Here is a 13,185-nt window from a genome sequence, read left to right as displayed (position 1 = left end):
GGGGCGTGGGAGGTCACAGATGTTTCCCGTGTGCCGCATGGCCGGGTAGGGTGGCGCCATTAATCTTCGGGCGGCCTGTGCCAGCACAGCGCCGCCCTGCCAAGTAACCGCTGATTCTTCAAACCCGTCGCCTCTGACGCGCTAGCTCGGGGGTCGCAGGAGGCACCGTGCTCACCGCGTTCGCCCGGGCGTTCAAGACGCCCGACCTGCGTAAGAAGCTGCTCTTCACGTTCGGCATCATCGTGCTCTACCGGCTCGGTGCGCACATCCCCGTTCCCGGTGTGAACTACGAGAACGTCCAGCAATGTGTCAAGCAGGCCCAGCAGGGCAACAACAACCTGCTCGGCCTGATGGACATGTTCAGCGGTGGTGCCCTGCTGCAGATCACCATCTTCGCGCTCGGCATCATGCCGTACATCACGGCGAGCATCATCCTTCAGCTGCTGACCGTGGTCATCCCGCGGCTCGAGGCCCTGAAGAAGGAGGGCCAGTCCGGGCAGGCGAAGATCACGCAGTACACGCGTTACCTGACCGTCGCCCTGGCCATCCTGCAGGGCACCGGCCTGGTCGCCACCGCCAAGAGCGGTGCGCTGTTCAGCGGCTGCAGCGTCGCCAGCCAGATCGTCCCGGACCAGTCGATCTTCACCATCATCGTCATGGTCATCACCATGACCGCCGGCACCGCCCTCGTCATGTGGCTCGGTGAGCTGGTCACCGACCGCGGCGTCGGCAACGGCATGTCGATCCTGATGTTCATCTCGATCGCCGCCGGCTTCCCCGGCTCCCTGTGGGCCATCAAGGAGAGCGGCAAGCTCGCCAAGGGCTGGATCGAGTTCGGCACGGTCATCCTGATCGGCTTCGTGATGGTCGCCCTGGTGGTCTTCGTCGAGCAGGCCCAGCGCCGCATCCCGGTCCAGTACGCGAAGCGCATGATCGGTCGCCGCTCGTACGGCGGCACCTCGACGTACATCCCTCTCAAGGTGAACCAGGCGGGTGTGATTCCCGTCATCTTCGCCTCGTCGCTGCTCTACATCCCGATCCTGATCGTCCAGTTCGCGGGCAACAGCACCTCGGGTTGGTCTGCGTGGATTCAGCAGCATTTGGTGGACGGCAAGCCCATCCACACGGTGATCTACTTCTTCCTCATCGTGTTCTTCGCCTTCTTCTACGTCGCCATCTCCTTCAACCCCGAGGAAGTGGCCGACAACATGAAGAAGTATGGTGGCTTCATCCCGGGCATCCGGGCTGGTCGACCTACTGCTGAGTACTTGAGCTACGTGCTCAACCGGATCACTTGGCCCGGCTCGCTGTACCTGGGTCTGATCGCTCTTGTGCCGACGATGGCGTTGGCGGGCTTCGGCGGTGCGAACGCCAACTTCCCGTTCGGCGGGACGAGCATCCTCATCATCGTGGGTGTGGGGCTGGAGACCGTGAAGCAGATCGAGAGCCAGCTCCAGCAGCGCAATTACGAAGGGTTCCTCCGCTGATGCGAATCGTCCTCGTCGGACCACCCGGAGCAGGCAAGGGGACGCAGGCCGCGTTCCTCGCCAGGAATCTGTCGATTCCGCACATCTCCACGGGTGACCTGTTCCGGGCAAACATCAGTCAGGGCACGGAGCTGGGCAAGCAGGCCAAGGCGTACATGGACGCCGGCAACCTGGTGCCCGACGAGGTCACGATCGGGATGGCCAAGGACCGCATGGACCAGCCGGACGCCGAGAACGGCTTCCTGCTCGACGGCTTCCCGCGCAACGTCGCCCAGGCGAAGGCGCTCGACGCCACGCTCGAGGCCGCGGACATGAAGCTGGACGCCGTCCTGGACCTGGAGGTCCCCGAGGACGAGGTCGTGAAGCGGATCGCGGGCCGCCGCATCTGCCGCAACGACAGCGCACACGTCTTCCACGTGACGTACTCCCCGCCGAAGCAGGAGGGCGTCTGCGACGTCTGCGGCGGCGAGCTGTACCAGCGTGACGACGACTCCGAGGGCACGGTCCGCACGCGGCTGGAGGTCTACCACACGCAGACCGAGCCGATCATCGACCACTACCGGGCCCAGGGCCTGGTGGTCACGATCTCCGCGCTTGGCAAGGTCGACGAGGTGACCGACCGGGCCATGGCGGCGCTCCGCGGCGAGCACGCCGCGTAGGTCACCGCCGACCTGCGACACCCCCCCCGGGGACCGGGCCCCGCCCGACCGGGAGGACGCCACGCACGTTCCGCGCTTCGGCCGCGGCGCCCTTCCCGGGCGCCGCGGCCGAAGCCGTTGGCGCGGGCCCGCCCGTATCGTTGTACCGAGAGCTTCCCCCCGACCGTCGAGAAGTCCGAGAAAGGCGTTTGCCGTCATGGTGCAGATCAAGACCCCGGAGCAGATCGCGAAGATGCGCGAGGCGGGGCTGGTCGTCGCGGCCATCCACGCGGCCACGCGCGAGGTGGCCGTGCCCGGCGCCACCACCAAGGACCTGGACGAGGCGGCGCGGAAGGTGATCGCCGAGCACGGGGCGAAGTCGAACTTCCTCGGGTACGGCGGGTTCCCGGCGACGATCTGCACCTCGGTGAACGAGGTCGTGGTCCACGGCATCCCGAGCGACGACGTCGTCCTGAAGGACGGCGACATCATCTCGATCGACGCGGGCGCCATCGTCGACGGCTGGCACGGCGACGCGGCGTACACGGCGTTCGTCGGGTCCGGGCACGCGCCGGAGCTGATCGAGCTGTCGCGGGTGACCGAGGAGTCGATGTGGGCCGGCATCGCCGCGATGAGGAACGGCAACCGGCTGGTGGACATCTCCCGCGCCATCGAGACGTACATCCGCCGGCAGCCGAAGCCGGGCGGCGGCAAGTACGGCATCGTCGAGGACTACGGCGGCCACGGCATCGGCAGCGAGATGCACATGGACCCGCACCTGCTGAACTACGTGTCGCGCAAGCGCGGCAAGGGCCCGAAGCTGGTGCCCGGCTTCTGCCTGGCGATCGAGCCGATGGTGTCCCTCGGCACGCCGCGCACGGAGGTCCTGGAGGACGACTGGACCGTCATCACGACGGACGGCACGTGGTCCTCCCACTGGGAGCACTCGGTGGCGCTGACGGAGGCCGGCCCCCTGGTGCTGACGGCCCCGGACGGCGGCCGCGCGAAGCTCGCCGAGCTGGGCGTCACGGCCGCCCCGGACCCGCTGGCCTGACGGCCGCCCCGGCCCCCCGGCCCGACGCCCCCCGACCCGCCCGCCCGGGCCCCGTCCGACACGGTCCCGAGACCGCTCGGGCGGCCGGGGCTTAGGGATCTTGGGGGGTGGGGAGGCTGGGGGATTCGTCTTTTCGTAGGGCCTCGCGTAGACTGATGCGTCGGCTCTCGTGTACCAGCGTGCCCGCACGCGGCAGCGAAAGTCGATCAAGGTAGCCGATTCGAAGGGCGAAGCGTGGCCAAGAAGCAAGGTGCCATCGAGATTGAGGGCACCGTGATCGAGTCCCTGCCGAACGCCATGTTCAAGGTGGAGCTCCAGAACGGTCACAAGGTCCTCGCGCACATCAGCGGCAAGATGCGGATGCACTACATCCGTATCCTCCCGGATGACCGGGTCGTCGTGGAGCTCTCTCCGTACGACCTGACGCGTGGCCGGATCGTCTACCGCTACAAGTAGATCTTGTCCGCGCCCCTTCGCCGGGGTGCTGGCACTGACCCGGAGAACCTCACATCCCATGAAGGTCAAGCCGAGCGTCAAGAAGATCTGCGACAAGTGCAAGGTGATCCGCCGTCACGGCCGGGTCATGGTCATCTGCGACAACCTGCGCCACAAGCAGCGCCAGGGCTGACGCACGCCGACCTACACCTACCTGCACCTCGCAGTTCACGCGCGACGCAAGTAATTCGTACATACGCAGTGCCCGTCGGGCCGTTCCGGCTGGCGACACCTCCGGCGGGGGCCGGGGACCTGGTCCGTACCTCGTACGGCGGCCAGGAAACGGCATTGCGGAAGACCCCCGAACACACAGGAGCCAGTGAATGGCACGCGTTTCCGGTGTTGACATCCCGCGCGACAAGCGCGTGGAGGTCGCACTCACCTACGTCTTCGGCATCGGCCGCACCCTGGCGAAGGAGACCCTCGCCGCCACCGGTGTGAACCCGAACGCCCGCGTTCGTGACCTGTCCGAGGAGGACCTGGTCAAGATCCGCGAGTACGTGGACGGCAACATCAAGACCGAGGGTGACCTCCGTCGCGAGATCCAGGCCGACATCCGCCGCAAGGTCGAGATCGGCACGTACCAGGGTCTGCGTCACCGCCGTGGCCTGCCGGTCCGCGGTCAGCGCACCAGCACGAACGCCCGCACCCGCAAGGGCCCGCGTCGCGCCATCGCCGGTAAGAAGAAGCCGGGCAAGAAGTAGTCCGCAGCGGACGACTGTCCACGGTCTTCGCTGTAGGACCGACCACCTCCCGTAGGAGATAAGAGATGCCCCCCAAGGGACGTCAGGGCGCTGCCAAGAAGGTGCGCCGCAAGGAAAAGAAGAACGTCGCTCACGGCCACGCGCACATCAAGAGCACGTTCAACAACACGATCGTCTCGATCACGGACCCGTCCGGCAACGTGATCTCCTGGGCCTCCGCCGGCCACGTCGGCTTCAAGGGCTCCCGCAAGTCGACTCCGTTCGCCGCGCAGATGGCCGCCGAGTCGGCCGCCCGCCGCGCGCAGGAGCACGGCATGCGCAAGGTCGACGTCTTCGTCAAGGGCCCGGGCTCCGGTCGTGAGACCGCGATCCGCTCCCTGCAGGCGACCGGCCTCGAGGTCGGCTCCATCCAGGACGTCACGCCGACCCCGCACAACGGCTGCCGCCCGCCCAAGCGCCGCCGCGTCTGACGCACGGCTGCTGCCTGTAGCAGGTTTTCCGGGCGGTACGGCCCTTCGGGGGCGTACCGCCCGTACCCTTGCACCATCCGAGGACGTCAAATAGCGGGCGTCCACGACTGAAGGACAAAGACCATGCTGATCGCTCAGCGTCCCTCGCTGACCGAAGAAGTTGTCGACGAGTACCGCTCGCGGTTCGTCATCGAGCCGCTGGAGCCGGGCTTCGGCTACACGCTCGGCAACAGCCTCCGCCGTACGCTCCTCTCCTCGATCCCGGGTGCGGCCGTCACGTCCATCCGCATCGACGGTGTCCTGCACGAGTTCACCACCGTGCCGGGCGTCAAGGAGGACGTCACCGACCTCATCCTCAACATCAAGCAGCTGGTCGTGTCCAGCGAGCACGACGAGCCCGTCGTCATGTACCTGCGCAAGCAGGGCCCGGGCCTCGTGACCGCCGCCGACATCGCCCCGCCGGCCGGTGTCGAGGTCCACAACCCCGACCTGGTGCTCGCCACGCTCAACGGCAAGGGCAAGCTGGAGATGGAGCTGACCGTCGAGCGCGGTCGCGGCTACGTCTCCGCCGTGCAGAACAAGCAGGTCGGCCAGGAGATCGGCCGCATCCCGGTCGACTCCATCTACTCGCCGGTCCTCAAGGTCACCTACAAGGTCGAGGCGACCCGAGTCGAGCAGCGCACCGACTTCGACAAGCTCATCGTCGACGTCGAGACCAAGCAGGCCATGCGCCCGCGCGACGCCATGGCGTCCGCCGGCAAGACCCTGGTCGAGCTGTTCGGCCTCGCCCGCGAGCTGAACATCGACGCCGAGGGCATCGACATGGGCCCGTCCCCGACGGACGCCGCCCTCGCCGCCGACCTCGCGCTGCCGATCGAGGAGCTGGAGCTCACGGTCCGCTCCTACAACTGCCTCAAGCGTGAGGGCATCCACTCCGTGGGTGAGCTCGTCGCCCGCTCCGAGGCCGACCTGCTCGACATCCGCAACTTCGGTGCGAAGTCGATCGACGAGGTCAAGGCGAAGCTGGCCGGCATGGGCCTGGCCCTCAAGGACAGCCCGCCCGGATTCGACCCGACCGCCGCCGCCGACGCCTTCGGCGCCGACGACGACGCGGACGCGGGCTTCGTCGAGACCGAGCAGTACTGATAACTGCCCGCGGGCATCCGCCCGCGGGGCCCTGACACCGGTACCTGGTACGGCCGGTGCAGATCACAAGGAGAAACACCATGCCGAAGCCCGCCAAGGGTGCCCGTCTGGGCGGCAGCGCCGCGCACGAGAAGCTGCTCCTCGCGAACCTCGCGAAGGCGCTCTTCGAGCACGGCCGCATCACCACGACCGAGGCCAAGGCCCGCCGCCTGCGTCCGGTCGCCGAGCGCCTGATCACCAAGGCGAAGAAGGGCGACATCCACAACCGTCGCCTGGTGCTGCAGACGATCACGGACAAGGGCATCGTCCACACGCTCTTCACCGAGATCGCCCCGCGCTACGCCGAGCGCCCGGGTGGCTACACCCGCATCACCAAGATCGGCAACCGTCGTGGCGACAACGCCCCGATGGCGGTCATCGAGCTGGTCGAGGGTGAGATCGCCAAGAAGGCGACCGTCGCCGAGGCCGAGGCCGCGACCAAGCGCGCGGTGAAGGAGTCCGAGGAGACGAAGGCCGACGACGCCGAGGCTCCGGCCGAGGAGTCGAAGGACGCCTGAGCGTTCTGACGGCCACGGCTGACGGACGGGTCCGCCCCCCACGGGGGGCGGGCCCGTCCCGTGTTGTTCCAGGTTTGAGAGGATCGTTCGCGTGAGCGATGAGGTGGAGCCCGGGTTCGTACGGGTGAGGCTGGACCTGTCGTACGACGGCAGGGACTTCCACGGGTGGGCCAAGCAGGCCGGCGGGCGGCGCACCGTGCAGGGCGAGATCGAGGACGCCCTGCGTACCGTCACGCGGTCCACGCGGACGTACGAGCTGACCGTCGCCGGCCGCACCGACGCCGGGGTGCACGCCCGCGGCCAGGTCGCCCACGTCGACCTGCCCGAGGAGGTGTGGGCCGAGCACCGCGACAAGCTGCTGCGGCGGCTGGCCGGGCGGCTCGCGCACGACGTGCGGATCTGGCGCGTCGAGGAGGCGCCCGCCGGCTTCAACGCGCGGTTCTCCGCGATCTGGCGCCGCTACGCGTACCGCGTCACCGACAACCCCGGCGGCGTCGACCCGCTGCTGCGCGGGCACGTCCTGTGGCACGACTGGCCGCTCGACCTGGACGCCATGAACGCCGCCGCCGAGCGGCTGACGGGCGAGCACGACTTCGCCGCGTACTGCAAGAAGCGCGACGGGGCCACCACCATCCGCACCCTCCAGGAGCTGCGCTGGGAGCGGCTGCCCGGCGGCGTGCTGGAGGCGACCGTGCGGGCCGACGCGTTCTGCCACAACATGGTGCGCTCCCTCGTCGGCGCGATGCTCTTCGTCGGCGACGGGCACCGGCCCGTGGACTGGCCGGGGAAGGTGCTGGCCGCCGGCGTGCGGGACTCCGCCGTGCACGTCGTACGGCCCCACGGGCTCACCCTGGAGGAGGTCGGCTACCCGGCGGACGAGCTGCTGGCCGCCCGCAGCCGGGAGGCCCGCAACAAGCGGTCACTGCCCCCCGGCGGGCGCGGTGGCTGCTGCTGACGCCTGGGCGCGGCCGCGCGCGTAGATCTGGTTGAAGGTGAAGGAGCCCAGGTCGTCGCTGGTCTTGAAGACGGCCGTGTCGGACGTGGTGACCTTCTTGCCGCTGGTGAAGCCGGCCTGCGTGAAGTACGCGTAGCGGCCCAGCGCGTTCGAGCGGCGCAGGCAGACCGTGGCGCGGCAGAAGTCGCCGACGCCGCCGCCGACGAGCGGGGTGACGCCGCCGCGGGCGTCCTGCTTCGCCTTGAGGGCCTGGGACTGGTCGGCGAAGAGGGCGACGCCGACCGTGACGGCGACGCCGTCCCGCACGTACGTGGCGCGGATGACGCGGGTGCAGTCGTGCTTCCGCAGGACCGAACCCAGACCGTCCTTGCCGACGGACGCGCAGTCCGTCGTGGAGCTGGTGGCGCCCTTGGTGTAGACGCGGTCGCCGAAGGTGAGCTTCCTGCCGGGGAACAGGCTCTCCGCGCTCAGCGGGGCCTTGTCCTTGGCGGCGGTGGCCAGGAAGTCCATGGGGTCCGGCGGGGGCGGCGGGGCGACGGAGGAGAACGACGGCTGCGGGCCGGTCCCGCCGGTCGGCAGCTCGGCGCCGTCGGGGAGGGCCGTGGCGGAGTCGCCGGTGGCGCCGCCGGCCCGGTCGTTCGGGGCGTCGCCGTTGGTGGTGACCACCGCCACGGCGACGAGGGTGGCCACGACGGCCGTGGCGAGGACGCCGCCGCCCGCGACGAGCCAGCGCCTACGGCGCTGCCGCGCCTCGGACGCCTCCGCCAGCGCGCTCCAGTCCGGAGTGCCGTCGTCCCGGTCGCCGAACGGGGAGGCCGGCTGCTGCCCGTACGGCTGCTGCTGCCCGTAGGGCGTCCGGCCCTGGTCGTACGGCGTGCCCTGCGGCGCGCCCCCCGGGTACTGCTGCCCCCCGTACGGGTCGTGGCCGGAGCTGCTGCCCGGCTGGTGCGGCTCCTGCGGCCACTGCGGTCCCCCAAAGCTCATGCCGCGCATCCTAATCCGGTTGGGCCAGGGCCCGGTCGGCGACCAGAATGCGGTCCATGGGACATGTGGAGGTCGCGCATCTCGAGTACTTCCTGCCGGACGGGCGGGCCCTGCTCGGTGATGTGTCGTTCCGGGTCGGGGAAGGCGCCGTGGTCGCGCTCGTCGGACCGAACGGCGCGGGCAAGACGACACTGCTGAGACTGATCGCGGGGGAGGCGCAGCCGCACGGCGGGACGGTCACGGTGAGCGGCGGACTCGGGGTGATGCCGCAGTTCGTGGGGTCCGTACGGGACGACCGCACCGTGCGCGACCTGCTCGTGTCGGTGGCGCCGAGGCGGATCAGGGAGGCCGCGGCCGCGGTCGACGAGGCCGAGCACCTGATCATGACGGTCGACGACGAGGCCGCGCAGATGCGGTACGCGCAGGCGCTCAGCGACTGGGCGGAGGCGCGCGGCTACGAGGCGGAGACGCTGTGGGACGTGTGCACCACGGCGGCGCTGGGCGTCCCCTACGAGCGGGCGCAGTTCCGCCAGGTGCGCACCCTCAGCGGCGGGGAGCAGAAGCGGCTGGTGCTGGAGGCGCTGCTGCGCGGCCCCGAGGAGGTGCTGCTGCTCGACGAGCCGGACAACTACCTCGACGTACCGGGCAAGCGGTGGCTGGAGGAACGGCTCGGCGAGACCCGCAAGACCGTGCTGTTCGTGTCGCACGACCGGGAGCTGCTGGCACGGGCCGCGCAGAAGATCGTCGCCGTGGAGCCGGGCCCGGCCGGATCGGACGTGTGGGTGCACGGAGACGGCTTCGCGACCTTCCACCAGGCCCGTCGGGAGCGGTTCGCGCGGTTCGAGGAGCTCCTGCGGCGCTGGGAGGAGAAGCACGCCCAGCTCAAGCAACTGGTCAACACGTTGAAGAACAAGGCCGCGTACAACGACGGGCTGGCCTCCCGCTACCAGGCCGCGCAGACCCGGCTGCGGAAGTTCGAGGAGGCCGGACCGCCGCCGGAACCACCGCGCGAGCAGGACATCCGGATGAGGCTGCGGGGCGGCCGGACCGGAGTGCGGGCGGTCGAGTGCCGGGGACTGGAGCTGACCGGGCTGATGAGCCCGTTCGACCTGGAGGTCTTCTACGGCGAACGGGTCGCCGTCCTCGGGTCGAACGGGTCCGGGAAGTCGCACTTCCTGCGGCTCCTGGCGGGCGACCCGTCGGTCGCGCACACCGGCGCGTGGAAACTGGGCGCGCGGGTCGTGCCCGGCCACTTCGCACAGACCCACGCCCACCCCGAACTGGAGGGGCGGACACTCGTCGACATCCTGTGGACCGAGCACGCCAAGGACCGGGGCGGCGCGATGTCGGTACTGCGGCGGTACGAGCTGGAGAAGCAGGGCGACCAGTCGTTCGGGCGGCTCTCGGGCGGACAGCAGGCACGGTTCCAGATCCTGCTCCTGGAACTGTCGGGAGCCACGGCGCTGCTGCTGGACGAGCCGACGGACAACCTGGACCTGGAGTCCGCGGAAGCCCTCCAGACCGGTCTCGAGGCGTACGAGGGCACGGTGCTGGCCGTGACGCACGACCGGTGGTTCGCGCGGTCCTTCGACCGGTACCTGGTCTTCGGGTCGGACGGCGTCGTACGGGAGACGGCGGAACCGGTGTGGGACGAGCGACGGGTGGAGCGGAGGAGGTAGGGGGGGGCTGTTTTTTGGGCTCGTTCCGCCTCCGGGGCGCTGTGAGCGGGTGTCGAGGCGGTGAACGTGCTCGGCCCCTCGTACCTCGGGGCGCTGCGCGCGATCACCGCCTCGACACCCGCGCGCCCCTTCGGCTCCACGAGCGCTACAGGGGGACGCCCTCCCCCCTCCCATCGACCCGACCCCGCACATAGCGCGGCCCTCCCGGATCCACGAGAAGGCCGGTCGGGTCGGGTCGGCGCCGGTGGTTCGGCGGGTGGTTTCCGGGGGGTATGTCCTTCGGGAGCGGGGTGGTGCGGGGAGTCATTTTGACCCGGGTGGGGGACGCCGCGTATTCTTCTGGTTTGTTATGCGTACTGGCTTGCTCGATCTCACGTGAGAGGCCGTTACGCCGGTCCACCGGGCCGATGACCAGCGACCTGCACTCGGTTTGCGTCACCGACGTGTGGTCATGGCTGTCGTGATCGTCCGTGGTGGCCTTGACAGGACCCACTCACTGAAGAAGCGAAGGCTACGACCGTGCGTACGTACAGCCCCAAGCCCGGCGATGTCACTCGCCAGTGGCACGTCATTGACGCCCAGGACGTCGTCCTGGGTCGCCTGGCCACCACCGCCGCCACGCTCCTCCGGGGCAAGCACAAGCCGATCTACGCGCCGCACGTCGACGCTGGTGACTTCGTCATCATCATCAACGCCGACAAGGTGCACCTGTCCGGCAACAAGCGGACCCAGAAGATGGCCTACCGCCACTCCGGCTACCCGGGTGGTCTGCGTTCGGTCCGCTACGACGACCTTCTCGCGAACAACCCCGAGAAGGCCGTGGAGAAGGCCGTCAAGGGCATGCTCCCCAAGAACTCCCTCGGCCGTCAGATGCTCTCGAAGCTGAAGGTCTACGCGGGCGAGAACCACCCGCACGCTGCCCAGCAGCCGGTTCCGTTCGAGATCACCCAGGTCGCGCAGTAAGTCCGGCCACCCCCTAAGACGAAAAGAATCTGAGGAGCATCGTGGCCGAGACCACTGTTGAGAACCCCATCGAGGGCGAGGAGACCTACGCCGAGGTCACCACCTTCGAGTCCGAGGTCCCCGTCGAGGGCGAGTACACCTCGGAGTCCCTGGCCTCCCGCTTCGGCGAGCCGCAGCCGGCCGCCGGCCTGGGCCGCCGCAAGAACGCCATCGCCCGCGTCCGGATCGTCCCGGGCACCGGCAAGTGGAAGATCAACGGTCGCACCCTCGAGGACTACTTCCCGAACAAGGTGCACCAGCAGGAAGTCAACGAGCCCTTCAAGGTGCTCGAGCTCGAGGGCCGCTACGACGTCATCGCCCGCATCGCGGGTGGCGGCGTCTCCGGCCAGGCCGGCGCCCTGCGCCTCGGCGTGGCCCGCGCCCTGAACGAGGCGGACGTGGACAACAACCGCGCCCCGCTGAAGAAGGCCGGCTTCCTGAGCCGCGACGACCGCGCGGTCGAGCGGAAGAAGGCCGGTCTGAAGAAGGCCCGCAAGGCGCCGCAGTACAGCAAGCGCTAATCACCGCGCCTGCTCGGTCTGCTCGTACGTACGCCCCGGCGGCACTCCCGTGCCGCCGGGGCGTACGTTTCTCCTTGGTCTATCGGTAAGTCTTTCGGAGGACGATTGTGGGACGACTCTTCGGCACGGACGGCGTGCGCGGTGTCGCCAATGCGGATCTGACGGCGGAGCTCGCGCTCGGCCTGTCCGTGGCGGCGGCCCACGTGCTCGCCGAGGCGGGGACCTTCGAGGGGCACCGGCCCACCGCGGTGGTCGGGCGGGACCCGCGCGCGTCGGGAGAGTTCCTGGAGGCCGCCGTCGTGGCGGGCCTCGCCAGCGCCGGTGTCGACGTGCTCCGCGTGGGCGTCCTGCCGACGCCCGCCGTCGCGTACCTGACCGGGTCCCTCGGCGCCGACCTCGGCGTGATGCTGTCCGCCTCCCACAACGCCATGCCGGACAACGGCATCAAGTTCTTCGCGCGCGGCGGCCACAAGCTCGCGGACGAGCTGGAGGACCGCATCGAGTCGGTGTACCGGCAGCACCGCACCGGCGAGCCGTGGGACCGGCCCACCGGCGCCGGCGTGGGCCGCGTCAAGGACTACGACCAGGGCGCCGACGACTACGTCGCCCACCTGCTGTCCGTCCTCCCCAACCGGCTCGACGGCCTGAAGGTCGTCCTCGACGAGGCGCACGGCGCCGCGTCCCACGTCTCACCCGACGCGTTCACGCGGGCCGGGGCCGAGGTCGTCACCATCGGCGCCTCCCCGGACGGCCTCAACATCAACGACGGCTGCGGCTCCACGCACCTCGACATGCTGAAGGCCGCCGTCCTCGAACACGGGGCCGACCTGGGCGTCGCCCACGACGGCGACGCCGACCGCTGCCTGGCCGTGGACCACACCGGTACCGAGGTCGACGGCGACCAGATCCTCGCCGTCCTCGCCCTCGCCATGCGCGAGGCGGGCACGCTGCGCGGCGACGCCGTCGTCGCGACGGTCATGTCCAACCTGGGCTTCAAGCTCGCCATGGAGCGCGAGGGCCTGCGCCTCGTCCAGACCGCGGTCGGCGACCGCTACGTGCTGGAGGAGATGAAGGAGCAGGGCTACGCGCTGGGCGGCGAGCAGTCCGGGCACGTCATCGTCCTGGACCACGCCACGACCGGCGACGGCACCCTGACCGGTCTGCTGCTGGCGGCGCGCGTCGCGGCGACCGGGCGGCGGCTGGCCGACCTGGCCGGCGTGATGGAGCGGCTCCCGCAGGTCCTGATCAACGTCAAGGACGTCGACAAGAGCCGCGTGCAGACCTCCGCCGAGCTGGGCATCGCCGTCGCGGACGCCGAGCGGGCGCTGGGCGCCACCGGCCGCGTCCTGCTGCGCCCCTCCGGCACGGAGCCCCTCGTCCGCGTCATGGTCGAGGCCGCGGACATCGAGCAGGCCCGGTCGGTGGCGGGCCAGCTGGCGGACGTGGTCAAGGCGACGCTGGGCTGACCCCCCGTCCACGACGAGCGCCCCGCA

At 69.8% G+C, this 13,185-nt stretch carries 15 protein-coding genes; 14 read left to right on the top strand and 1 reads right to left on the bottom strand.

Translation table 11 applies throughout. The features are described from left to right. The first annotated feature begins 167 nt into the window (after positions 1-167). The 10 genes from secY to truA all read left to right on the top strand — a co-directional run bounded on the left by secY (position 168) and on the right by truA (position 7,506). A complete protein-coding gene (secY, locus tag IE106_RS03195; protein WP_189529675.1) occupies positions 168-1,487 on the top strand; it encodes a preprotein translocase subunit SecY in 1,320 nt (439 codons plus the stop codon). Continuing rightward, the gene (locus tag IE106_RS03190; protein ID WP_189529674.1) at positions 1,487-2,146 is read left to right on the top strand and encodes an adenylate kinase; all 660 of its coding nucleotides are present in this window, start codon (positions 1,487-1,489) and stop codon (positions 2,144-2,146) included. Before secY ends, IE106_RS03190 begins: the two co-directional genes overlap by 1 nt. A 196-nt stretch (positions 2,147-2,342) precedes the next feature. Next, positions 2,343-3,179, top strand: coding sequence for a type I methionyl aminopeptidase (gene map, locus IE106_RS03185; protein ID WP_189529673.1), 837 nt, complete (start codon positions 2,343-2,345; stop codon positions 3,177-3,179). Positions 3,180-3,413: 234 nt separating this feature from the next. After that, positions 3,414-3,635: a translation initiation factor IF-1 gene (gene infA / locus IE106_RS03180; protein ID WP_003956442.1), complete on the top strand. Its 222-nt coding sequence runs from the start codon at positions 3,414-3,416 to the stop codon at positions 3,633-3,635. Positions 3,636-3,693: 58 nt separating this feature from the next. Beyond that, positions 3,694-3,807, top strand: a complete 114-nt coding sequence (gene rpmJ, locus IE106_RS03175) for a 50S ribosomal protein L36 (RefSeq protein WP_003956441.1) — start codon at positions 3,694-3,696, stop codon at positions 3,805-3,807. 190 nt (positions 3,808-3,997) lie between these two features. Then, on the top strand, positions 3,998-4,378 hold the full coding sequence (rpsM, locus tag IE106_RS03170; protein WP_189529672.1) for a 30S ribosomal protein S13: 381 nt from the start codon (positions 3,998-4,000) through the stop codon (positions 4,376-4,378). A 65-nt stretch (positions 4,379-4,443) separates the two neighbouring features. Then, complete coding sequence (gene rpsK / locus IE106_RS03165) at positions 4,444-4,848, top strand: 30S ribosomal protein S11 (protein WP_003956432.1); 405 nt, start codon at positions 4,444-4,446, stop codon at positions 4,846-4,848. Positions 4,849-4,971: 123 nt separating this feature from the next. Continuing rightward, positions 4,972-5,994: a DNA-directed RNA polymerase subunit alpha gene (locus IE106_RS03160; protein WP_003956430.1), complete on the top strand. Its 1,023-nt coding sequence runs from the start codon at positions 4,972-4,974 to the stop codon at positions 5,992-5,994. Positions 5,995-6,074: 80 nt separating this feature from the next. After that, positions 6,075-6,551, top strand: a complete 477-nt coding sequence (gene rplQ, locus IE106_RS03155) for a 50S ribosomal protein L17 (protein ID WP_189529671.1) — start codon at positions 6,075-6,077, stop codon at positions 6,549-6,551. A gap of 91 nt (positions 6,552-6,642) precedes the next feature. Further along, complete coding sequence (truA, locus tag IE106_RS03150; protein ID WP_189529670.1) at positions 6,643-7,506, top strand: tRNA pseudouridine(38-40) synthase TruA; 864 nt, start codon at positions 6,643-6,645, stop codon at positions 7,504-7,506. Here the strand turns inward: truA and IE106_RS03145 are convergent. Continuing rightward, positions 7,471-8,490 (bottom strand): hypothetical protein, encoded by a 1,020-nt coding sequence (locus IE106_RS03145; protein WP_189529669.1) that lies wholly within the window; start codon positions 8,488-8,490, stop codon positions 7,471-7,473. The genes truA and IE106_RS03145 overlap by 36 nt on opposite strands. A 56-nt stretch (positions 8,491-8,546) precedes the next feature. Between IE106_RS03145 and IE106_RS03140 the strand changes: the two genes are divergently transcribed. The 4 genes from IE106_RS03140 (at position 8,547) to glmM (ending at position 13,158) form a co-directional block, all read left to right on the top strand. Beyond that, the gene (locus IE106_RS03140; RefSeq protein ID WP_189529668.1) at positions 8,547-10,169 is read left to right on the top strand and encodes an ABC-F family ATP-binding cassette domain-containing protein; all 1,623 of its coding nucleotides are present in this window, start codon (positions 8,547-8,549) and stop codon (positions 10,167-10,169) included. 519 nt (positions 10,170-10,688) lie between these two features. Continuing rightward, on the top strand, positions 10,689-11,132 hold the full coding sequence (gene rplM, locus IE106_RS03135) for a 50S ribosomal protein L13 (RefSeq protein ID WP_023587008.1): 444 nt from the start codon (positions 10,689-10,691) through the stop codon (positions 11,130-11,132). A 41-nt stretch (positions 11,133-11,173) separates the two neighbouring features. After that, positions 11,174-11,692, top strand: coding sequence for a 30S ribosomal protein S9 (gene rpsI, locus IE106_RS03130; RefSeq protein WP_189529667.1), 519 nt, complete (start codon positions 11,174-11,176; stop codon positions 11,690-11,692). A 107-nt stretch (positions 11,693-11,799) separates the two neighbouring features. Further along, on the top strand, positions 11,800-13,158 hold the full coding sequence (gene glmM, locus IE106_RS03125; protein ID WP_189529666.1) for a phosphoglucosamine mutase: 1,359 nt from the start codon (positions 11,800-11,802) through the stop codon (positions 13,156-13,158). Positions 13,159-13,185 lie beyond the last annotated feature (27 nt).

The organism is Streptomyces roseolilacinus, assembly GCF_014649335.1.
Classification (GTDB): Bacteria; Actinomycetota; Actinomycetes; order Streptomycetales; family Streptomycetaceae; genus Streptomyces; species Streptomyces roseolilacinus.
The sequence above is the reverse complement of the archived record's forward strand: the minus strand, read 5'-3'. Positions and strand labels throughout refer to the sequence as shown.

What these genes read in the sequence shown, in the direction of transcription:
- IE106_RS03190 (WP_189529674.1), top strand. Translation starts at nt 1,487, where the DNA reads ATGCGAATCGTCCTCGTCGGACCACCCGGAGCAGGCAAGGGGACGCAG.
- map (WP_189529673.1), top strand. Translation starts at nt 2,343, where the DNA reads ATGGTGCAGATCAAGACCCCGGAGCAGATCGCGAAGATGCGCGAGGCG.
- rpmJ (WP_003956441.1), top strand. Translation starts at nt 3,694, where the DNA reads ATGAAGGTCAAGCCGAGCGTCAAGAAGATCTGCGACAAGTGCAAGGTG.
- rpsM (WP_189529672.1), top strand. Translation starts at nt 3,998, where the DNA reads ATGGCACGCGTTTCCGGTGTTGACATCCCGCGCGACAAGCGCGTGGAG.
- rpsK (WP_003956432.1), top strand. Translation starts at nt 4,444, where the DNA reads ATGCCCCCCAAGGGACGTCAGGGCGCTGCCAAGAAGGTGCGCCGCAAG.
- IE106_RS03160 (WP_003956430.1), top strand. Translation starts at nt 4,972, where the DNA reads ATGCTGATCGCTCAGCGTCCCTCGCTGACCGAAGAAGTTGTCGACGAG.
- rplQ (WP_189529671.1), top strand. Translation starts at nt 6,075, where the DNA reads ATGCCGAAGCCCGCCAAGGGTGCCCGTCTGGGCGGCAGCGCCGCGCAC.
- IE106_RS03145 (WP_189529669.1), bottom strand. Translation starts at nt 8,490, where the DNA reads ATGAGCTTTGGGGGACCGCAGTGGCCGCAGGAGCCGCACCAGCCGGGC.
- IE106_RS03140 (WP_189529668.1), top strand. Translation starts at nt 8,547, where the DNA reads ATGGGACATGTGGAGGTCGCGCATCTCGAGTACTTCCTGCCGGACGGG.